Below are 21,069 nucleotides of genomic sequence, written 5' to 3' on the forward strand. Positions count from 1 at the left end.
GCATGCCGACACGCATCGTCCCAAGCTCATCAGTATTCATCTATTTACCGGCGGCCAATTGCGGCGCGTCAAGCGGAACCGGGAAATCGGACGTCATAGTGCATGGCGTCGCAGTCGCTGCCTGCCGCTCCCGCCAGCAAACGCGCAGCTTGCCCGAGGCAGGCAGCACCCTGCCGAGCCGCCAGGGTGCTGCCGTGCACATCGGCAGCGCGCAGGATCAGACGGATGTCGTATTGCACGCAAGGCAGGCCAAACAGGCTCAACATGCTTTTCAAGGCCAGTGCGCCCGAATTTCCAGGAAGAAAATCGTCGAACCGTGCCCGCGTCAGAGGGCCCAGGCACAGGCGCACGCGCAAATCCCTGCGCCGGCAACGGGCACCCAGCATGGCCCCCTGCCCCAGGCTCGCATTGCTGCGATTGAGCAGCGAATGCTCATCGCTTGGGCGCACGCGCCAGGTGCTGACGAACGATTCGATGCGCAAGGGCACGTTGAAATAATCGGCCAGCACGTCGGCCATCCATGCGGCGCTGACGGGCCGCTGCCGCAGCGCCGCCGCGTAGTAAGCGAGCGCTTCCGGTGGCAATGCGCCGGTGCTTGCCAGGCGCGAAGGCCAGGCGCCAGCCAGCGCCAGCTGCAATGACAGGAAGCCGGGGCGGCCGCTGGCGTCGACCTGGCACTCAATCCGACTGCCGGCCCAGGCCTGATACAACAGCACGGGAGCGCGTTGCGACAGGGCGTCGAGAAAGGCACGCGCACCGGCATTCCCCGTTGCCCGCTCCTGGCGCACCAGCCGCTCCGTATAGTGCAGGGGCAAGGTGCCGTTCACACCCAGCAAACCCGTGAAACTGGGCCGCAGGTGCAGGCGGCCATGCTCGCTGTCATGCCACACTGCCTCTATCTCGCAGGCAGGAAAGACCAGGGCAACGCTATGATGGAAACGCAATCCATCGTGCAAGGCCGACTCCGCGCACGCTCCCTGCCGGCATAGCCAGCGTTCGAGCAGGCGTACGGTCTGGAAGAAACCGAAACGGTACGGCGCCTGTGACAGCAGCGCGACTACGCCAGCGTTTGCTGGCCATTGCGGGGCAGGCATCGCAGCAACTCCTTCCCGCTTTTGTGCGAAATCACGAACAAACGGCAATAGCTGTTCACATGCACATACATGCCCAGCACATGGTCGATCACTTGCGCAAAGACATGCAGGCCACTGCCGATATAGGCTTCTTCCTCCACTGTCAGCAAGACGTCGATGCCAAACACCAGTACGCCGCCACTGGCGTCGGGCATCCAGGTGCTGCTGGCGCGGTGCGTCAATGCCTTGATGCCCTGAATTTGCCGTTGCGACATCAGGGAAGCCGGCAAATCATGCAGCGTCAGCATTTCCTGAAACAGCGCCACGCCATCGTCCAGCAAGGATTGATGATTCAATGACAGCAATGCCAGCAACCGGGCTTGCGCAGCCAAGTCGGCTTTAAAGCGGTACGCCGGACTCGGTTGACGCAACAGGCGCACCGGCAGCGCGCCAGCCGCCCCCTCGTGCCGCAGATCGCCGCCGGGCGAACCGAATGGCAATGCGCCCGGCAAATCGCGATTGCTGCACGTCAGGTCGACCGATACCGTCGCCATGCCCCCATGCGTATCGTCCTCGTCGCTGTCGACAAACGCCAGGCTGCTTTCGTAACCGGGATGGGCGAGCGCCCGCGCCTCATCGCGCCGCAGTACCCAGCAAGGGCTCTTCGCCCCGGCAGGCTGCCCATGGTGCATGGCATAAAACGGCTGGCATTGCGTGACCGTGCCGGCATTGGCCCCCTGCCGCACCAGGCGCACGGCGTCGACACTATGGATGTCATACGCATGCGCATATTTATGTTCGGCGAGCAAGGGATACTCGCTGTGCGTTTGCGCCAGCCTGATCGGTGCTGCCGCCTGCTGGAACAAGTTAATGACCGGCGTGCAGCCAAGCAGCAGATTGCTTGCCGATACAGAGCGCAGCAGACGTGCGCCAGCGCTGCCGGCAGCGATGTCCCGCAAGCCCAGGTGCAAGGTCCAGCGCTCGCATCCGGGCGGCAAGCGTGGCGTAATCAAGCCAAGGTCGATATCAAAAAACTGGAATTTCTCAGGGAAGGCAAAGTATTCGGTCAGCAGGCAATAGGCGCGATGCGAGCCCGGCTTGCGCGGCAGCAGCGCTTCATCCGGCAAGAAACCGACGGCACGCAGCGGCACTTGCGGCAGTGGCAACTGTACGCCTCCCGCCTCGACCCACGCGTGCGCGGCATGCAGAAACAGGGCATCGCGCAACGTGGCGGCGAGCGATGGCGTGCCGTCGATGAAGACGCGCACGGCAGGCAGCGTGCATTGCTCCAGCGTGCCGGTGGCCGACGTGGAGACGATCTCGATGGCGATCGCGGTCGCGATGTCGGCGGGCAAATGCATCGCCGCAGTCACATCAATGATGGGAATGAAACGCGCGCCGGCAAGGCGGAGCGGTGCCAGCACCACATCATAAGCGGTGCGAAACTTGCAGACGACACCCTGATATTGGGCTGCATGCATCAAGGTTCCGCGCGGCAACATATCGATGCCGTCACGCGCCTGGCCCGGCGCACCACTGGCGTCCACATGGGCAATCGAACACGCTGGAAACGGCCTCAGGTAGTGTGGGAAATTCACTTCCAGCATGGACTCGGTGAAGACACGGCGTGCGTCATCGATCTTCTTGGCCGTGCGGGCATTGCACAGGGCATATGCCTCGATCAGGCGTTCAATGTGGGGGTCCTGGCAATTGCTGCCCACGATGCCCAGTGCGGCAGCGACACCAGGATAGCGCGCGGCAAATTCCTGCTGATGCGTACGCAGCATGCCCAGTTCGAGTTCATAGTATTTCAGCAAAGATTCCATGCCGGCGGCTCCAAGGCAGGACGGGCGACACACATCGCCAGACGGAAACTGCATTATTCAATAATGATAAAAAAGTAAATTGCGCCAGAACAATAAGTCGACCTGCGGCGTGGCGGCAGCATCGTTCCCTGCTGAAATATGCTTGACAGCCCCGCCCAATTTCCCGTACATTAAGTACATGTCCTCCTTCAAACATTCCTCCCCTTCCCTGCTGTCGCTATCGCGACTACTACTAGCACGCGCATAAGTTTGCCGCATTGCTTCGCCTGGCCACACGCCGGCGTGTTTCAAAAACCCTGGAAGGTTTGATGATGTTTGCACCATCCCCATTCGTACACGTAATCCCCACTGCGACCGCCCCCGCTGGCATCGTCGCTGCACTGCTATCGCTACCGATCGCTTGCCTGGCCTAGTGTTGCGTGGCCGCCCGGCAAGCTTGCGCCACAACCATTGATTTCCCCCTATCTTCAGGAGTACCCGATCATGATGTTGCAAAACCCAGCTTCCAAATACCGCGCCTTTCCTCCCGTCAAATTGACCGACCGTCAATGGCCGAACCAGATCATCAGCAAACCGCCTATCTGGATGAGCACCGACTTGCGCGACGGCAACCAGTCGCTGATCGAGCCGATGAGCGCGGAAAAGAAGCTGCGGTTCTTCGACATGCTGATCGCCATCGGCCTGAAAGAAATCGAAGTGGGTTTCCCATCGGCATCACAGACGGATTTCGATTTCGTCCGCAAGCTCGTCGATGAAGGCCGCATCCCGGACGACGTCACCATCATCGTGCTGACCCAGTCGCGCGAAGAGCTGATCCGCCGCACGGTGGAATCCGTCGTCGGCGCCAAGCGCGCCATCGTGCACCTGTACAACTCCGTGGCGCCCGTGTTCCGCAAAGTCGTGTTCGGCATGTCGCGCGAAGAAATCACGAATATCGCCACCACCGGCACCACCCTCGTGAAGCAATTGGTGGCGCAGCATCCGGAAACGGAATGGGGTTTTGAATACACGCCGGAATCGTTTTCCACCACGGAACTCGATTTCTCCAAGCATATCTGCGACGCCGTCAGCGCCATCTGGAAGCCGACGCCGGCCAACAAGATGATCATCAACCTGCCCTCGACCGTGGAATGCAGCACGCCCAACGTGTATGCGGACCAGATCGAATGGATGTCGCGCAAGCTGGCCCGCCGCGATTCCATCATCATCAGCGTGCACCCGCATAACGACCGCGGCACGGCCGTCGCGTCGGCCGAGCTGGCCGTGATGGCGGGCGCCGACCGCGTGGAAGGCTGTTTGTTCGGCAATGGCGAGCGCACCGGCAACGTCGACCTTGTCACCCTGGCGATGAACCTGTACACGCAAGGCGTGCATCCGGGCCTGGATTTCTCCGACATCGATACCGTGCGCAAGTGCGTGGAAGAGTGCAACCAGTTGCCCGTCCACCCGCGCCACCCGTATGCGGGCGACCTGGTCTTCACGGCCTTCTCCGGTTCGCACCAGGATGCGATCAAGAAAGGTTTCGCCAAGCAAGAAGCCGGCGCCATCTGGGAAGTGCCGTACCTGCCGATCGATCCGGCCGACCTGGGCCGCAGCTACGACGCCGTGATCCGCGTCAACAGCCAGTCCGGCAAGGGCGGCATGGCGTACTTGCTGGAACAGGAATACGGCCTGGTCTTGCCGCGCCGCCTGCAGATCGAATTCTCGCGCGCCGTGCAAGCCGTGGCCGACGCCACGGGCCGCGAAATCGCCGCGCAGGATATCCACGACATCTTCCAGCGCGAATACCTGGAGCAGACGGCGCCGTACGCCTACGCTTCGCACCGCATGGTGGAAGACACGAGCAGCGACGAATCCGTGCAGATCGACATCAGCCTGTCGCACCGCCAGACGCCGCTGGCCCTGCAAGGCGGCGGCAACGGCCCCATCGATGCCTTCGTCAATGCGCTCGGTCTCGACATCAAGCTGATGGATTACCATGAGCATTCGATCGGCTCCGGCGCCAATGCGCAAGCGGCTTGCTACGTGGAATTGCGCCTCGACAACGGCCCGACCCTGTTCGGCGCCGCCATCGACAGCAATATCGTCACCGCCTCGTTCAAGGCCGTGCTGTCCGCCGTGAACCGCCGCATCGGGCAAACGGAAGCCGAAAAAACAACAGCGGCCGACGTGGCCGCCAGCGCTGCCTAAGCAATTTCGGCGCGCTCCAGAGGGAGAAAAAGCGGTACGGCTTGATCGCCGTGCCGCTTTTTCATTTCTATATGGCAATTAGTAGTGCAAATCAGGTATCACCAGCCGTATAATTGTTTCATAACAAGACCACCGGAGACAGATCATTAGCTACCGAGGGAATCAGTATGAAATTAACGGATATGAAGATAGGCGTGCGCCTGGGTGCCGGTTTCGGCGTGGTGCTGCTGCTGATGGCAGTGCTGGTGGGCACGGGCCTGCTGCGCCTGGATAAGATCGGTGCGCTCAGCGAAGCCATCATCGAGAAAGACTGGGCCAAGGCCGACGCCATCGCCACCATCCGCAGTACCACGCGTTCGAACGCGGCACTGGTGCTGGAACTGTTCATCCATGAAGATCCGGCCCGCGCCAACGCCATCCACGGCGAAATCGACGCCAACAAGGCCACCATCACCGATGCGCTGGTCGTGCTCGACCGCCTGATCGTGCTGCCTGAAGGCAAGGAACTGCTGGCCACCCTGAAGCAGCAGCGCAAGGCCTATGTCGTGTCGTTCAGCCAGGCCGACAAGCTGCTGGTGGCGGGACAGCGCGCGGAAGCGGCCGTGCACGTGCGCGACGACACCCTGCCCGCCCTGAACCAGTTGCAAAAGACGGTCAACCACCTGAATGAAATCCAGCGCGGCGTGGTCGTGCATGGCGGCCAGCAAATCAAGCAGAATATTTCCGCCGCCAATGTGCTGATGGCCAGCCTGGGCACGGCCGCCCTGCTGCTGGGCGTGCTCTTTGCCTGGTGGGTCACGCGCTCGATCACTACGCCGATCGCGTATGCCTTGCGCGTGGCGCAAGCCGTGGCCGGAGGCGACCTGAGCAGCAAAATCGTGGCCGACGGCAAGGATGAAGCGGGCCAGCTGCTGCAGGCGCTGCGCGACATGAACACCAACCTGGCCACCCTGGTGGGCCAGGTGCGCGGCGGTACGGGCACGATCGCCGTGGCGTCGAGCCAGATTGCCAGCGGCAATGCCGACCTGTCGGCCCGCACGGAAGCGCAAGCGAGCGCGCTGGAAGAGACGGCCTCGTCGATGATCGAACTGACGGGTACCGTGCGCAGCAACAGCGACAATGCGCGCCAGGCCGACAGCCTGGCACGCTCGGCATCGGCCATCGCGCAGCGCGGCGGCTCGGCCATGGCGGAAGTGATCGGCACCATGGACGCCATCAATGCCTCGTCGCGCAAGATCGTCGATATCATCGCCGTGATCGACGGCATCGCCTTCCAGACGAATATCCTGGCCCTGAACGCGGCCGTCGAGGCGGCACGGGCCGGCGAGCAGGGACGGGGCTTCGCCGTCGTGGCTTCCGAAGTGCGCAACCTGGCGCAGCGCTCGGCGGCGGCCGCCAAGGAAATCAAGGAACTCATTGCCGACTCCGTCAGCCGGGTCGACCAGGGCGCGCAGCTGGTCAGCCAGGCGGGCGCCACGATGGATGAAGTGGTGGCCAGCGTGGGCCGGGTCAGCGCCATCGTCGGTGAAATCAGCGTCGCCAACCACGAGCAAAGCGAAGGCATCGAGCAAATCAATGCCGCCATCATGCAGATGGATCAGACGACGCAGCAAAACGCGGCCCTCGTCGAGGAAGCGGCCGCGGCGGCGGCGGCCATGCATGAACAGGCGGGCGACCTGGAAACCCTCGTCAGCCAGTTCAAGCTGGAACAGAGCGCTGGAGGCCAGGCGCCAAGCCGCCCTGCCCCGTCCGTTCCGCGCCTGCACTAAGCCGCTTATTCCACCTGGCGCGCCAGGCGGATGCCGGAAAATTGCCAGCGCGCACCGGCCGGGAAGAAATTGCGGTAGCTGGCGCGCGCATGGCCGGCCGGCGTGGCGCACGACGAGCCGCGCAACACGTATTGATTCAGCATGAACTTGCCGTTGTATTCGCCGAGCGCCCCGGGCGCCGTGCGGTAACCCGGATATGGCGCGTAGCTGCTGCTGGTCCACTGCCAGCAGTGGCCGAACATTTGCCGCAAGCCTGCGCCCGGCGCGCCGGCGGCCGGATGCAGCTGGCCCGTTTCCACGGCGACACCTTGCGCCGCCACTTCCCACTCCGCTTCCGTCGGCAGGCGCGCGCCGGCCCAGTGCGCATAGGCGTCCGCCTCGAACAACGATACATGCGTGGCCGGCGCCTGGAGGTCGAGCGGGCGCAAGCCGAATAAGGTGAATTCCTGCCAGCGGCCGGCGTCATCGCGCTGCCAGTACAGCGGACACGCCAGTTGCTGGCTGCGCACCCAGTCCCACCCTTCAGCCAGCCACAGGTGCGCCGTGCGGTAGCCGCCCGCCTCGATGAAGGCGAGATAGTCGCCATTCGTCACCAGCGCGCTGGCCAGTTCAAAGGGCGCCACGTATTGCGGATGGCGCGGCAATTCATTGTCGAAGCAAAAACCGTCGCCCGCATGCCCGATCAGCGCCAGGCCGCCGTCGAAGGCGAGCCAGGCCGTGGGCTGCGCGTGTTCTTGCGCTGGCGCAAGCCCACTGTCCCCGCGCTCCAGGTAGGCGGGAAACAGGGCGCTCTGCGCCAGCAGATGCTTGACATCCGTCAACAGCAACTCCTGGTGCTGCTGCTCGTGCTCGAGCCCCAGCGCCAGCAGCATGGTCAGCCGTTCGCGCTCGTCGCGCGCCAGTTCGCCCGCCAGCAGGCGCGCGATGCGCGCATCGACATTGGCCCGGTAGGCGCGCACGACATCCATGCCGGGGCGCGTCAGCAAGCCCCGCTGGGCGCGCGGGTGCTTCTCGCCCACGCCGTTGTAATACGAATTGAACAGCACGCGGAAGGCCGGGTGGAAAGGCGCGAACGCCGCTTCCATGCTTTCCAGGATAAACGTTTCAAAAAACCAGGTGGTATGCGCGAGATGCCACTTCACGGGACTGGCGTCCGGCATCGATTGCGCGCCGCAATCCTCGTCGGACAGGGGTTCGGCCAGCCGCAGAGAATGCTGGCGCACTTGATGGTAATGATCGATCAGCATCGTCGCCTTTTAGTCGCGAATCACGCGTGCGTAAATGACGGCAAACCACTGCTGCGGGTCCGTCCAGACTTGCACGGTGGAAAATCCTGCCTGCTCCAGCAAGCCGACGAAGGTGGCGCGCGTGTATTTGTAGCTGTCTTCCGTATGGATGCGCTCGCCTTTCGCGAAGCGCCGCTGGCCACCTTTCCAATGGACAACTTGTTCGCTGCGCGCTTCCAGGTGCATTTCGACGCGGAGCTCGTCGGCATTGAAAAAGCCGTGGTGCTGCCACGCGCGCACGTCGAAATCGGCGCCGATCAGCCCGTTCACGTGGCGCAACATGTTCAGGTTGAAGGCGGCCGTGACGCCCAGCGCATCGTCATAGGCGGCGTCGAGGATGGCGTCGTCCTTGACCAGGTCGACGCCGATCAGCAGGCCGCCATCGCCATCCGCATTCGCGCGCAGGCGGCGCAGGAAGGCGGTCGCTTGCTCTGGAGCAAAATTGCCGATCGACGAGCCGGGATAGAAGAACAGGCGCCGCGCCTCGCGCACGCTGTCGGGCAAGTCCAGGCGGCTGGAAAAATCCAGGCCCAGGCCCGTCATCTCGATGTGCGGGAAGCGCTGCTGCAGCCGGCTCAGCGATTCGCTGAGGAAATCGTAGGAAATATCCACGGCCACGTACTGGGCCGGGTGCAGCAGGGGGAACAGGCTGGCGGCCTTGGCGCAATTACCCGCGCCCAGGTCGATCAGGGTGCTGCCCGGCCCCACGGCATGCGCGATCTCGGCGCCGTGGCGGGCGAAGATGGCCGCTTCCGTGCGCGTCGGATAGTACTCGGGCAAGGCGCAGATGGCTTCGAACAGTTTCGAACCGAGCGCGTCGTACAGGTACTTGGGCGAGGTCCAGGCCTGGTGCGCCAGCAGGCCGCTGCTGATCTCGGCTATCGTGGCAGGAGTGGCGCTGGCCGCGGCGGCGTGGCTGGCGGGGCGGAAATCGGACTGCTGTTGCGCAAGTGGCATGGTCATGGGCTGGCGTCGTCAATGTTAGGTTCACTAGTTTCACGAAAGGCTTGCACGGTCGGCCACCGGGCGCGCAGCCCCTGCCGTAGTGCTTGGCCGGCGCCTTGCCGATGACTTTTTTCCATCATAACGGAATCCGCGCAAGCCAGCCGTGCGGCAGGTAACTTAGGGTCCATATCGGCGGCGTGCACGCAAAAGTGGTATTGCCAAGCAAAAAGCATAAGCCTGTCGTATACTACACATTGCCGGCCAAACAATCCGCGCCCCTTTGCAGTTCCCAGGCCCCCCTCTCCCCCGCGTGCCTCCCTTTACGATAGCCGTTAACACCATGCTCGAATTGCGCCATCTGTCGAAGTCCTATGCCAATGCCCGTCCCGTGCTGGCCAACATTTCCTGCCGTTTCAAGGCGGGGGAATTCATCGCCATCATGGGCGACTCGGGCGTGGGCAAGTCGACCTTGCTGAACCTGATCGCCGGCCTCGATACGCCCGACGCGGGTGCCGAAGCGCACCCTATCCTGGTGGACGGCATTGCCATGTCCAGCCTCGATGACGCCGCCGCCACCCGGCTGCGTCGCGCCCGCATGGGCTTTATTTTCCAGGCTTTCCACGTCTTGCCGCACCTGACCCTGCTGCAAAACGTGGCCCTGCCGCTGCTGCTCAACGGACTGCCCCAGGAGCGTGCCGCCAGCATGCTCGAGGCGGTCGGCCTGGGCGGACGCGGCGGCGACTTTCCGCAGCAATTGTCCGGCGGTGAAATGCAGCGCGTGGCCATTGCCCGCGCGCTCGTGCACAAGCCGGCGCTGGTGCTGGCCGACGAGCCTACCGGCAACCTCGACCCGGACACGGCACACAACATCCTGCAATTGCTGCGCGCCGAAATCAAGGCCAACGGCAGTTGCGCGATCATGGTCACGCATTCGCTGGCCGCCGCCGAAATGGCGGACAGAACCATGATATTGACTAAAAGCGGACTACAAAATACAACAATCGTCAACCAAATTGATCAAACAATCAGTTAATTTAACTGACCATCTGTCACAAGTTTTGTTATCGTAGTATTATTGAAAACACTTGCCTGGTTATCAATGTTTTAACGCGAATGTTGTACTACGTCACCCAGACAGCCGTACTGCGATGACGAACTATAGCCGGGACCACCCAAAGTGGTCTCGTCCCTTGCATAACCTGAAGGAGGAGTAAATGAACGTTCGGCAAAAGAAGCTGGAAATGATTGAAGCGATGAACCGGGCGCGTGCGCTCGAACCATCGAGTTTTGTGCCCAACAAGCTGCTCGACACCCTGATCGAGAAGATGAACCTGAAAAATGATGCGGAACTGTGCCGTGTACTGGAAGTACAGCCCCCCATCATCAGCAAGATTCGTCACGGCAAACTGTCGGTCGGTGCAACGATTTTATTGCGCATGCATGAAAAATCGGACATCACCATCCGCGAACTGAAGGAACTGTCCGCCACGCCAGTCCATTGAGTTACCCGCTGTTGTAATGCCATGCCAGGCACCCAGGTTCCCGGCGCCATGAACTTTTGCCATACAATTCGCGTAGTTCGTTCACCGCACCGCATCCGGACACGATAGCGAAGAGACCCAGCCCAAACCATGCTGACCGTTTCTCTGCCTTCCAGCGCCCTCCCAGCTTCTCCCCTGCATTTCCACTCAAACTTGATCTGACACAACACGCATGGTCCGCGCTGGCATCAAGGTCAGCTTTTAACCAGCGATCCCAACCGCATGTCCAGCGATCCCCTTGCGCCGCCCGTGCTGCGCCTGACGCTCACGCGCGATCCCCTCGCCAGCGCCGGCGACTGCCCCGCCGCGCCCGGCTGGCATAGCCAGACCCATGTGCTGTCCGGCGCGCGCGGCATCGGCAGTTGCCGCATCGCCCTCGATATCGGCCCGGACGACGTCGTGCAACTGCTGCTGTGCGACGGCAGTTCGCTGCTCGCCGGCAGCCTGGACCTGCCACGCTACCTGGGGCCGGCCACGCTGGCGCGCGACGGCGCGCCAGCCAGCATCGAAGTGGGACTGGCCTTGCGCCCGCAGGCGGCGCACCCGCCGCCGGGCGCCAGCCGCGACGGCCTGGGCGCCTGGATGCTGCGGGCCGTGCGCGTGTACCGCTGCGGCGGCGCCGCCATGACGGCGCTGGCGGCGGCGGGCGCCTTCCAGGATCGCCAGCTGGAACAACGCCTGGGCCTGTACCGCTGCGGCATCGAGGCGGGCAGCATGACGGCCGTCGCCAGCCTGCCCGCCGGGCCGGAACCGCTGCTGCTGTTGTTGCACGGCACGGCTTCGTCGACCCAGCGCAGCTTTGCCGGCCTGTGGCGCAATGGCCTGGCGCCGCAACTGGCGGCGCAGTACGGCAACCGCATCTATGGCTATGAGCACCGCAGCCTCAGCGACAGCCCCATCGAGAACGCGCTGGCCCTCGTGCGCCAGTTGCCGCACGGCGCCGTGCTGCACCTGCTGAGCCATTCGCGCGGCGGCCTGCTGGGCGAATTGCTGGCGCGGGCGCAGCGCATCGACAGCCGCGGCGCCGTCGACCTGGCAGGCGACGGCCTGGAGCGGCTGAGCGAGAACACGGTGGGCGGCGAAGCGTTCAACAGCCACGATATCGACCACTTCACGGCGCAGGCGCGGCTGGGCGGACGCGGCGGCTACGACGGGGATGCGGCGCGCCTGCGCGACCTGAGCATGGAACTGAAGACGCGCGCCATCCGCATCGCCCGCTTCGTGCGCGTGGCTTGCCCGGCGCGCGGCACCACCTTGATGTCGGGCCGCCTCGACCGCTGGGCCAGCGCGATGTTCAACCTGCTGCTCCACGGCGGCCTGCCCGATGGCGCCATGGCTTTCCTGCTGGCCGTGGTGCAGCAGCGCTGCGACGCGCGCATCCTGCCGGGCCTGGAAGCGATGATGCCCGACTCGCCCCTGGTGGCGCTGCTCAATGCGCCCGACGTGCGCGTGGCCAGCCCGCTGCATGTGCTGGCCGGCGCGTGCAGCGGCGATGGCCTGCTGGGCTGGCTGGGCGACTGCCTCGACGACCAGCTGTATGGCGGGCAGAACGACCTGGTGGTCAATTGCGCCTCGATGGCCGGCGGCGCCACGCGCAGCACCCCCGTGCGGCAACTGCTGCTGCGCGGGCCGCACGCGCACCACCTCAACTATTTCGAGCGCGCGCCGTCCGGCCTGGCCGCCGTGCAGGCGCTCACCGGCGACGAGACCGCCTACCTGCCGCTGCCCGGCATCGAGCACGGCCCCCTGGCGCGCGGCGGCGAAGTGCCGAAGCGGCGCGCGCACGCGCCCATCGTGCTGCTGCTGCCCGACATCATGGGCAGCCACCTGCAAGTGGGCAGCAACCGCATCTGGTTCGACCCCGTCAACCTGGTCGAAGGGCGCATCGAACGCCTGGCCGTGGGCCAGCCGCACATCGTCAGCGCCGGCTGGGTCGAGTCCTGCTATGAACCGTTTGCCCGCTTTCTCGCGCAAAGCCAGGAAGTGCGGCCCTTTGCCTATGACTGGCGCTTGTCGCTGCAGCACTCCGGCAACGCCTTCCTGCCCGTGCTCGACGAGGCCATGCGCGACGCCGAACAGCGCGGCCAGCCGCTGCGCATCGTTGCCCATGGCATGGGCGGGCTGGTGGCGCGCCTGGCCCTGAAAGACCGCTGGCAGCGCTTCGGCGCCCTGCCCGGCAGCCGCCTGCTGCAGGTGGGCACGGCCAACCGCGGCACGCAGGCGATGGTGCAAGTGCTGCTGGGGCGCGACCGGCTGGTGCAGATGCTGGCGTGCTGGATAGGCTGGAAGCACACGCGGCGCCAGTTTCTCGGCTTCGTGCGCGCCTTTCCCGGCGTGCTGGACATGCTGCCGTGGCCGCAGCCGGGCGGCATCGATTATTTCGACGCCGGCGCGTGGGCGCAGCTGGCCGCCGGCGACGCGCAGGCGGGCCTGCCCGGCGGCTGGCAGGCGCCCGAGGCCCAGGCGCTGGCCGCGGCGCGCGCCACCGTGGCCCTGCTGGAAGCGGCCCCGCCCGACGCCCGCCATTGCAGCTACCTGGCCGGCTGCGCCGACACGCCGGTGGCGCTGCGCCTGCGCGACGGCGGCATCGAGACAGCCTGGTCGCCGGACGGCGATGGCCGCACGGCCTGGCAAGGCGCGGTGCCGGACGGCGTGGCGGCCTGCTACCTGCCGGTGGCGCATGGCGACCTGCTGCTGCAAAAGGAATACTACCCGGCCATCGCGCAGCTGCTCGACAGCGGCCAGGCCGCGGCCCTGCCGCGGCACCCGCCGCACGCGCCTGGCGGCGCCCCGCCCCGCTTCCATCCGTACGCCCCCGACGCCACGCCGCTGTACCCGCAGCCGCAGGAACTGCTCGACGCCGCCCTCGGCGCCGCCGGCCCCGCCATCGCGCCGGAGAGCCGCGCGCCGCAGCTGAGCCTATCCATCATCCACGGCAGCATGGCCTCTGCCGACGCGCCCGTCATGAGCGGCTGCTACGCCGCCGAATCGCTGCGCGGCAGCATGAGTTTTCTCGACCGCCTGCTGGCGGGCAAGCTGCAGGAAATCCACGCGCTGGGACGCTTTCCGCAGCGCCCCGACTCCGCCCTGGTGGTGCTGCAGCCCGATGCGGCGCGCCGGCCCGGCGGCGCCATCGTCATCGGACTGGGCGCGCTGGGCGAGCTGACGCCGGGCGAACTGGCGCGCGCCTTTGCCGGCGGCCTGCTCGAATACGCGTGCGTCTGCCTGCAGGTGCGCGCCGCCGGCCATGCGGCCGCGCCGCCGATGGGCGAGCACGGCTTGCGCGTGGCCAGCCTGCTGTCCGGTTCCGGCTATGGCGGCTTGAGCATCGCCCTGTGCGCGCGGGCCCTGCTCGACGGCGCGCGCAGCGCCAACCGGCGCCTGGAAGACGCGGGCATGGCTTGCCGCATCGGCCATATCGCCATCTACGAACAGTCGGAGGCGCGCGCCATCGCGGCCGCCATGGCCATCGAGCAGATCATGGCCGAGGCGCGCTACCAGGGCAGCTTCACGTTCGAGCAGCGCATCCGCCACAGCCCCGGCGGCTACCGGCGCATCTTGCCCAGCCTGAGCGGCGACAATGGCTGGCGCCGCGTGCAGATCGTCGCCGCCGACCTGTCCGGCGCCCTGCGCTTCACCGTGCTGACGGACCGCGCCCACAACAGCGTCGACGAGGAGCCGAACCAGCGGCAAGCCGTCGATGGCCTGATCATGGACGCCACCGACAACACCACCGACCAGCCGGGCCTGTCGCGCGCACTGTATGAACTGATGCTGCCCAATGGCCTGAAGGCGGCCATCCCCGAGATGCGCGGCCTGATCCTGGCCGTCGACCAGAGCGCCGCCATCTATCCGTGGGAGCTGATGCGCGACGAGGCGGGCAGCGAGGAAAGCCCGCTGTCGACGCGCATCGGCATGGTGCGCCAGCTGGCCAGCCTGCGCGAGCAGCCATCGGCCGTCAGCCCGCCCAGCAACAGCGTGCTGGTGATCGGCGACACCGATTCCGGCCTGCCCGAGCTGCCCGCCGCGCAGGCCGAGGCGCAGGACGTGGCGCGCATGTTCGGCGCGTACGGCTACCAGGTGCGCGAGCTGCTGCGCCCGCAGGCGCAGCGCGTGCTGGTGCACCTGTTCGACGAGCGCTATTTCGCCATCCACCTGGCCGGCCATGGCGAAGTGGCCGGCCCCGGCATCGCCCATACGGGCCTGGTGCTGGGGCCGAAGACGCGGCTGACGGCGGCGCAGGTGGGTAAATTGAAGCGCGTGCCGCAATTCGTCTTCATCAATTGCTGCCACCTGGGCGACATGCGCCCGGATGCCATCGCGCCGTGGTCGAAACTGGCCGCCAGCCTGGCCACGGCCTTCATCGAAATGGGTTCGCAGGCGGTGATCGCGGCCGGCTGGCGCATCGACGACCAGGCGGCCAGCATCTTCGCGCACAGCTTTTATCACGCCATGCTGAGCGGCGAATATTTCGGCGACGCCGTGCGCCTGGCGCGCGAGGCGGCGTACCTGCAGTTCCCGGCCTCAAACACCTGGGGCGCCTACCAGGCGTATGGCGACGACCGCTACCGCTTCCCGAACACGCAGAGCCGGCCCTGGCAAGCGCCCGACTACCACTACCACGGCCACCTGCTGGCCGACCTGGAAACCCTGCACGCGCGCCTGGCGGGCGCCGATGCGGCGCGCCGCGCGGCCATCGAGGAAAAGCTGGGCAGCATCGAGGAAGCCGTGCGCGCCCGCTTCTTCGGCTGCGCCGACATCCGCGAAAACATGGCCGCCACGCGGGCCGGCCTCGGTGGCCTGGAGAACACCCTGCGCGCCATCGAACACTACCGGGCGGCGCACAGCGCGGCCGACGGCAAGGTGGGCTTGCGTGCGCTGGCGCACTGGGCGGAACTGGAAATACGCCAGGGCGCGGCCCTGTGCGGCCTCGATGCGGGCGCCGGCATCGAGCTGCCGGCCGTGCCGGATATGCCACAGGGACGGCAGTTGCTACAGGATGGAAAACAGCATATCGACCTGCTGGTGGCGCTGGCGCCCACGGCGCAGCGCCTGGCCCTGCTGGGCCGCTACTGGGCCTTGCAGGCGCGCCTGGCCTGCCGCGCAGGAAGCTCCGGCGCGCCCGCCCTGCGCGCCATGACGGACGCCTGCCTGGCCGCGCTGGAGGAAGCGCGGCGGCGCAGCGGCGTGGCCGACTGCGACCTGATTTTCCAGGTGCTGGCGGGCGCCCTGCTGTTGAAAGCCCATGGCGACAGCGGCGCCTGGCGCGCGCTCGATCCGCAGCTGGGCGACCTGCTGCACGACGCCATCGCCTATGCGCGCCAGCGCCACGCGGACGAACACCGCGCCATCGACGCCGGCGCCCCCGTGCGCGCCGCCCTGCTGGCGGCCCTGTGGCAGGCGCCGGACGGCCAGCCTTTCGACGCCTCCGCGCGCACCGCATTCCTGGCCCTGTACCACGACGCCGTGCGGCGCTACGGCAGCATCGGCGAACCCGAGGCGATCACGGCGCCGCTGCGCTTCCTGCTCGAACTGCTGCCGCCCGACGGCGCGGAAACCGGCTTGCGCAGCGCCGTGCAGGCGCTGGCCAGCCAGCTGCAGTCCTCACTTCCCGCTCTTAGCCAGGCACCACGCCATAGTGGCGCGCATAGCGCTCGTCCAGATTCGCCAGCGGCATCATCATGAACATGTCGGCGCTTTCGAAATCAGGGTCCCACGCCGGTTCGCCGCAAATCCAGGCGCCCGAACGCAGATAGCCCTTGATCAGCGGCGGCACCTGCGGCTTGTGCGCCGCTTCCACCTGGTGGATGGGGAAAGGCAGGTGCGGCGTGACGCGGTATTCGCTTGGGGCCATGTGCTTTTCGGCCAGCGCCTGGTACACGGCGACGGCGTTATGGCCGCCATCGGCCAGGCTAATGCTGGCGCAGCCGACCAGGTAGTCGCAGCGCTCGCGGCGCATGTACTCGGCCAGGCCGGACCACAGCAGCATGATCACGCTGCCGCCCCGGTATTTCGGGTGAATGCAGGCGCGGCCCGCTTCGACCATGCGTCCGCGCAGGTTCTTCAGGCGGCTCAGGTCGAACTCGTTTTCCGAATACAGGCGGCCGATCTTGGCGGCCTTGGCCGCGCTCAGCACGCGGTAGGTGCCCACCACTTTCAGGGTATCGGCGTCGCGCACGATCAGATGATCGCAGTGCGCATCGAATTCGTCGCTGTCGAGGCCATCGGCGTTGGCCAGCGACGTCAAGCCCATGGTCTCGATAAACACCTTGTAACGCAAACGCTGGACTTCGCGCAATTCCGCCGCGGTCGTGGCCTGGCTCAGCACCAGTTGGACCGGCCGGGCCTTGGCTTCGTTTGATGCGACTATGTTCTGCATGGTTTCATCCCCTGTGATCAAGACGACTCCAGCGTACTTGTCTAATATGTCAGGAAAATGACAGCCGAATGTCATTTCCATGACGCAAGTCAATGTCATCCGGGGATCGTGCATAATTACCACACTCGCCCAGCCGAAAGAGCCCATGAAAGACCAGGACGCACCGCACATCACGCCCTACACCAGGCCGGCCGCCGGCTGGGACGCCTTGAAACACGTGGCCATCAGCCTGCGCCAGGAGCGCGTCGCGCCCGGCAACCTGAAGGCGCTGCTGGCGCAAAACCAGCCGGGCGGCTTCGATTGCCCCGGCTGCGCCTGGCCCGACCGCGACCACGCTTCCACGTTTGCCTTTTGCGAAAACGGCGCCAAGGCCGTCGCCGCCGAAGCGACCAGCCGCCGCGCCGGCCCGGAACTGTTCGCCAGCCATACCGTCACGCAGCTGCTGGCACAGTCGGACTACGCGCTCGAGCAGCACGGCCGCCTGACGGAGCCGATGGTGTACGACGCCGCCAGCGACCGCTACGTGCCGATCTCCTGGGATGACGCCTGCGCCCTCGTGGGCCGCCACCTGCGCGCCCTGGCCGACCCGAACCAGGCCGCGTTCTATACGTCAGGCCGCGCCAGCAACGAAGCGGCCTTCCTGTACCAGCTGATGGCGCGCCTGTACGGCACCAACAACTTCCCCGACTGCTCCAACATGTGCCACGAGGCGACCAGCCGCGGCTTGCCGGCCACCGTGGGCATCGGCAAGGGCACGGTGACCCTGGCCGACTTCGAGCTGGCCGACACCATCCTCATCTTCGGCCAGAATCCCGCCACCAACCACCCGCGCATGCTGGGCGAATTGCGCGACTGCGCGCGCCGCGGCGGCAGCATCGTTTCCATCAATCCCCTGCGCGAGCGGGGCTTGCAGCGCTTCATGGACCCGCAGAGCGCGCTGGAAATGGCAACCCTGGGCAGCACGCGCCTGGCCGGCCTGTTCGTCCAGCCGACCTTGGGCGGCGACTTCGCCCTGATCAAGGCCGTCGCCAAGCGCGTCGTCGAGCATGACGACGCAGCGCAGGCGGCGGGCGCGCCCGCCGTCATCGACCACGCCTTCATCCTGGAACACTGCAGCGGCTTCGACGCCTTCCGCGACGACTTGCGCATGGAAAGCTGGGAACTGCTGCTGCGGGAGTCCGGCGTGGCGCGCGCGCAGATCGAGGCATTGACGGACATCTTCGTCAAGGGCCAGCGCATCATCGCCACCTGGGGCATGGGATTGACGCAGCACAAGCACAGCGTGGCGGCCATCCGCATGCTGTCGAACCTGATGATGTTGCGCGGGCAGATCGGCAAGCCGGGCGCCGGCCTGTGTCCCGTGCGCGGCCACTCGAACGTGCAAGGCGACCGCACGGTGGGCATCGAGGAAAAGCCGGCCAAGGCCTTCCTCGACCGCCTGGGCCAGGTGTATGGATTCGAGCCGCCGCGCGCGCATGGCCACGACGTGGTGGCCACCATCGCAGCGATGCAGCGCGGCGAGGTAAAAGTGTTCATCGCGCTGGGCGGCAATTTCGCCGCCGCCACGCCGGACACGCCGCTGACCTTTGCCGCCCTGCGCCAGTGCGCGCTGACGGTGCAGGTGGCCACCAAGCTCAATCGCAGCCACCTCGTCATCGGCAAGGAAGCCTTGCTGCTGCCCACGCTGGGGCGCACGGAAATCGACTTGCAGGGCGGCGTGGCGCAGGGCGTGACGGTGGAAGACTCGATGAGCATGGTGCATATCTCGTACGGCCGCAATGCGCCCGCTTCGCCGCAGCTGCGCTCGGAAGTGGCCATCGTGGCCGGCATGGCCGAAGCGACGGTGGGGAGCAGTCTGGTGGACTGGCGCGCCTATGCGGCCGACTATGCGCGCATCCGCGACGACATCGAAAAGGTGTTCGACGATTTCCACGACTACAACGCCAGGGTGGCGCAACCGGGCGGCTTTCACCTGACGGTGGCGTCGCGCGAGCGCGTGTGGAAGACGGCCAGCGGCAAGGCCAGCTTCCTCGTCGCTCCGCTGCAGCTGGACACGCCGCTGCACCGCGCGAAACAGCGCCATGGCGCGCGCCTGATGGTGTTGATGAGCACCCGCTCGCACGACCAGTACAACACCACCATCTACGGCATGGATGACCGCTACCGCGGCGTGTACGGCACGCGCAAGGTGGTCTTCGCCAACGAGGAAGATATCGCCATGCTGGGATTTGCCGATGGCGAGCTGGTGGACCTGATCGGCGCCTGGGACGATGGCGTGGCGCGCCGCGCCGACGGCTTCCGTCTCGTCGCCTACGACATCCCGCGCGGCTGCCTGGGCGCGTATTACCCGGAAACGAATGCGCTGGTGCCGCTAGCCAGCACGGCGGACGGCGCCGGCACGCCCACGTCGAAGTCCGTGCCAGTTTTGCTGGAACGCAGCGGAAGCTACAAGGTGATGCCGGGCGTGTAATCGACGTACGCATCCTGGCGGCAGAAACCCACCAGCTTCATGCCCGCCTGCGTGGCGATGGAAATGGCCAGCGAGCTGGGGGCGGAAATCGTCGCCAGCAGCGGAATCTGCATGCGCGCCGCCTTGCGCGCCAGCTCGTAGCTGCCGCGGCTGGACAGGAAGACGAAGCCGCGCCGCATGTCCGCCCCGCTCAGTGCCAAATGGCCGATCAGTTTATCCAGGCCATTGTGACGGCCGACATCCTCGAAGACGTGCACGATATCGCCGTCGGGCGTGCACCACGCGGCCGCATGCACGCCGCCCGTTTCCCGCATCAACGCCTGGTGCGCGCGCAAGCCGCTGGAGGCACGCGCCAGCGCGGCCGGCAGGTCGACATGGATCAGGGCCGGCGGCAGCGCCTGCGGCTGCAAGTCCAGCATCTCGATGCTGTCGATGCCGCACACGCCGCAGCCCGTGCGGCCCGTCAACTGGCGGCGCCGGTCTTTCAGGCGCACGAAATCCTCCTGGGCGATGCTCAAAGCCACTTCGGCGGAGTCGGGACGCAGGAACACTTCGCAATCGAAGATGGCGCCGGCGGAAGCGACCACGCCTTCCGTCAGCGCGAAGCCATAGGCAAACGCTTCCAGGTCGCGCGGGGTGGCCATCATGACGACGTGGGAAATGCCATTGAAGACCAGCGCGACGGGGACTTCCTCGGCGACGTGGTCGATGGCTGGGGTAGAGACGCCCGCCTGGTGGCGGACGATGGCGCGCTCGACGAAGCCGGCGCGTTCGATATCTGTATCTTCTGACATGGCAACCATGGGGGAACTATCACAGGCCCCATGGTAAACCAGAATGGACAGGCAGGGGCGGCCCCTGCCCGCGCCATCAATCCTTCTTCGGGCGCCCCGTTTTCAGCTGCGGCAGGCCGGCCAGCACGTTTTGCAGGGTCGCCAGGTCGATCTGGCTGATCAGCGCCACGCCGATGCGCAGCAATTCGCTTTTCTTGATCTCGAAACCGGCCTTCAGGCAGGCTTTCTTGACCTGGCCCAGGACTTCGTATTCCGCTTCCGGCATGGTGAAGCTGTCGCGCACCAGTTTCGGCTTGCGGGCTTTTTCCTTGACGGCGGCGACCTTGGCAACCGGCGCCTTTTTCGCTGGCGCAGGCTTGGCGGCCGCCTTGGCTACCGGTTTGGCGGCGGCTTTCGCGGCCGGCTTGGCGACGGTCTTCACCGCAGGCTTGGCGACAGCTTTCACGGCTGGCTTGGCTGCCGGCTTGACGGCGGCTTTGACGACGGCTTTGGCTGCAGGCTTGGCAACGGCGGCCTTCGCTACCGGCTTGGCGGCTGGCGCCTTCGCCGCGGCTGGCTTGGCCGCCGCTGGTTTGGCTGCCGCTGGCTTGGCGACTGCCGGCTTGACGGCGGCTTTTGCCACAGGCTTGGCGGCTGGTTTCGCAGCTGGTTTAGCGGCGGGCTTGGCAGCCGGGGCGGCCTTGGCCGCTGCCGCATTGATCGAAGCGCTGGTAGGGAACATCGATACGGGCGCGCTGTCGGCTTTTTTCGCTGGGACGGTTTTGGTCATGGATTTTCCAATCTAGTAATTAATATA

Annotated in this window: 13 protein-coding genes; 6 read left to right on the forward strand and 7 right to left on the reverse strand. The window is 65.9% G+C overall.

From position 1 onward, the window contains the following. Nucleotides 1–68: 68 nt before the first annotated feature. Together tssG and tssF are read right to left on the reverse strand one after the other, a co-directional pair. Nucleotides 69–1,094 (reverse strand): type VI secretion system baseplate subunit TssG, encoded by a 1,026-nt coding sequence (gene tssG, locus CLU94_RS02760; RefSeq protein WP_099664503.1) that lies wholly within the window; start codon nt 1,092–1,094, stop codon nt 69–71. Further along, complete coding sequence (gene tssF, locus CLU94_RS02765; RefSeq protein ID WP_180278573.1) at nt 1,058–2,899, reverse strand: type VI secretion system baseplate subunit TssF; 1,842 nt, start codon at nt 2,897–2,899, stop codon at nt 1,058–1,060. The genes tssG and tssF overlap by 37 nt, the downstream gene beginning before the upstream one ends. A gap of 483 nt (nt 2,900–3,382) precedes the next feature. Between tssF and leuA the strand changes: the two genes are divergently transcribed. Both leuA and CLU94_RS02780 read left to right on the forward strand, forming a co-directional pair. Continuing rightward, the gene (gene leuA, locus CLU94_RS02775) at nt 3,383–5,089 is read left to right on the forward strand and encodes a 2-isopropylmalate synthase (RefSeq protein ID WP_099664506.1); all 1,707 of its coding nucleotides are present in this window, start codon (nt 3,383–3,385) and stop codon (nt 5,087–5,089) included. A 167-nt stretch (nt 5,090–5,256) separates the two neighbouring features. Continuing rightward, nucleotides 5,257–6,858 carry a methyl-accepting chemotaxis protein gene (locus tag CLU94_RS02780; RefSeq protein WP_257218657.1) on the forward strand — a complete coding sequence of 534 codons (1,602 nt, stop codon included), beginning with the start codon at nt 5,257–5,259 and terminating at the stop codon, nt 6,856–6,858. A gap of 5 nt (nt 6,859–6,863) precedes the next feature. On the opposite strand, the gene egtB is transcribed toward CLU94_RS02780, so the two are convergent. Together egtB and egtD are read right to left on the reverse strand one after the other, a co-directional pair. Beyond that, a complete protein-coding gene (egtB, locus tag CLU94_RS02785; protein WP_099664508.1) occupies nt 6,864–8,105 on the reverse strand; it encodes an ergothioneine biosynthesis protein EgtB in 1,242 nt (413 codons plus the stop codon). A 9-nt stretch (nt 8,106–8,114) separates the two neighbouring features. Continuing rightward, a complete protein-coding gene (egtD, locus tag CLU94_RS02790; RefSeq protein WP_099664509.1) occupies nt 8,115–9,107 on the reverse strand; it encodes an L-histidine N(alpha)-methyltransferase in 993 nt (330 codons plus the stop codon). A gap of 322 nt (nt 9,108–9,429) precedes the next feature. Here egtD and CLU94_RS02795 point away from each other — a divergent pair, with 322 nt between their 5' ends. The 3 genes from CLU94_RS02795 to CLU94_RS02805 all read left to right on the forward strand — a co-directional run bounded on the left by CLU94_RS02795 (nt 9,430) and on the right by CLU94_RS02805 (nt 16,315). Beyond that, nucleotides 9,430–10,122: an ABC transporter ATP-binding protein gene (locus CLU94_RS02795; protein ID WP_099664510.1), complete on the forward strand. Its 693-nt coding sequence runs from the start codon at nt 9,430–9,432 to the stop codon at nt 10,120–10,122. A gap of 181 nt (nt 10,123–10,303) precedes the next feature. Then, on the forward strand, nt 10,304–10,591 hold the full coding sequence (locus tag CLU94_RS02800; protein ID WP_034786045.1) for a hypothetical protein: 288 nt from the start codon (nt 10,304–10,306) through the stop codon (nt 10,589–10,591). Between the two features lie 261 nt (nt 10,592–10,852). Next, nucleotides 10,853–16,315 carry a CHAT domain-containing protein gene (locus CLU94_RS02805; protein ID WP_099664511.1) on the forward strand — a complete coding sequence of 1,821 codons (5,463 nt, stop codon included), beginning with the start codon at nt 10,853–10,855 and terminating at the stop codon, nt 16,313–16,315. Here CLU94_RS02805 and CLU94_RS02810 read toward each other — a convergent pair. Continuing rightward, the gene (locus CLU94_RS02810; RefSeq protein ID WP_099664512.1) at nt 16,248–17,009 is read right to left on the reverse strand and encodes a GNAT family N-acetyltransferase; all 762 of its coding nucleotides are present in this window, start codon (nt 17,007–17,009) and stop codon (nt 16,248–16,250) included. The two genes, CLU94_RS02805 and CLU94_RS02810, sit on opposite strands and share 68 nt — an antisense overlap. 145 nt (nt 17,010–17,154) lie before the next feature. Here CLU94_RS02810 and CLU94_RS02815 point away from each other — a divergent pair, with 145 nt between their 5' ends. Further along, on the forward strand, nt 17,155–19,479 hold the full coding sequence (locus CLU94_RS02815; RefSeq protein WP_099664513.1) for an FdhF/YdeP family oxidoreductase: 2,325 nt from the start codon (nt 17,155–17,157) through the stop codon (nt 19,477–19,479). Here CLU94_RS02815 and fdhD read toward each other — a convergent pair. After that, entirely contained in the window at nt 19,455–20,282 is an 828-nt protein-coding gene (gene fdhD / locus CLU94_RS02820) for a formate dehydrogenase accessory sulfurtransferase FdhD (protein WP_099664514.1), read from the reverse strand. The genes CLU94_RS02815 and fdhD overlap by 25 nt on opposite strands. A 67-nt stretch (nt 20,283–20,349) precedes the next feature. Beyond that, the gene (locus CLU94_RS02825) at nt 20,350–21,042 is read right to left on the reverse strand and encodes a hypothetical protein (protein WP_099664515.1); all 693 of its coding nucleotides are present in this window, start codon (nt 21,040–21,042) and stop codon (nt 20,350–20,352) included. Between the last annotated feature and the right edge of the window lie 27 nt (nt 21,043–21,069).

The organism is Janthinobacterium sp. 13 (genome assembly GCF_002749695.1).
Lineage (GTDB): Bacteria > Pseudomonadota > Gammaproteobacteria > Burkholderiales > Burkholderiaceae_D > Janthinobacterium > Janthinobacterium kumbetense.

What these genes read in the sequence shown, in the direction of transcription:
- tssG (WP_099664503.1), bottom strand. Translation starts at nt 1,094, where the DNA reads ATGCCTGCCCCGCAATGGCCAGCAAACGCTGGCGTAGTCGCGCTGCTG.
- tssF (WP_180278573.1), bottom strand. Translation starts at nt 2,899, where the DNA reads ATGGAATCTTTGCTGAAATACTATGAACTCGAACTGGGCATGCTGCGT.
- leuA (WP_099664506.1), top strand. Translation starts at nt 3,383, where the DNA reads ATGATGTTGCAAAACCCAGCTTCCAAATACCGCGCCTTTCCTCCCGTC.
- CLU94_RS02780 (WP_257218657.1), top strand. Translation starts at nt 5,257, where the DNA reads ATGAAATTAACGGATATGAAGATAGGCGTGCGCCTGGGTGCCGGTTTC.
- egtB (WP_099664508.1), bottom strand. Translation starts at nt 8,105, where the DNA reads ATGCTGATCGATCATTACCATCAAGTGCGCCAGCATTCTCTGCGGCTG.
- egtD (WP_099664509.1), bottom strand. Translation starts at nt 9,107, where the DNA reads ATGACCATGCCACTTGCGCAACAGCAGTCCGATTTCCGCCCCGCCAGC.
- CLU94_RS02795 (WP_099664510.1), top strand. Translation starts at nt 9,430, where the DNA reads ATGCTCGAATTGCGCCATCTGTCGAAGTCCTATGCCAATGCCCGTCCC.
- CLU94_RS02800 (WP_034786045.1), top strand. Translation starts at nt 10,304, where the DNA reads ATGAACGTTCGGCAAAAGAAGCTGGAAATGATTGAAGCGATGAACCGG.
- CLU94_RS02805 (WP_099664511.1), top strand. Translation starts at nt 10,853, where the DNA reads ATGTCCAGCGATCCCCTTGCGCCGCCCGTGCTGCGCCTGACGCTCACG.
- CLU94_RS02810 (WP_099664512.1), bottom strand. Translation starts at nt 17,009, where the DNA reads ATGCAGAACATAGTCGCATCAAACGAAGCCAAGGCCCGGCCGGTCCAA.
- CLU94_RS02815 (WP_099664513.1), top strand. Translation starts at nt 17,155, where the DNA reads ATGAAAGACCAGGACGCACCGCACATCACGCCCTACACCAGGCCGGCC.
- fdhD (WP_099664514.1), bottom strand. Translation starts at nt 20,282, where the DNA reads ATGGTTGCCATGTCAGAAGATACAGATATCGAACGCGCCGGCTTCGTC.
- CLU94_RS02825 (WP_099664515.1), bottom strand. Translation starts at nt 21,042, where the DNA reads ATGACCAAAACCGTCCCAGCGAAAAAAGCCGACAGCGCGCCCGTATCG.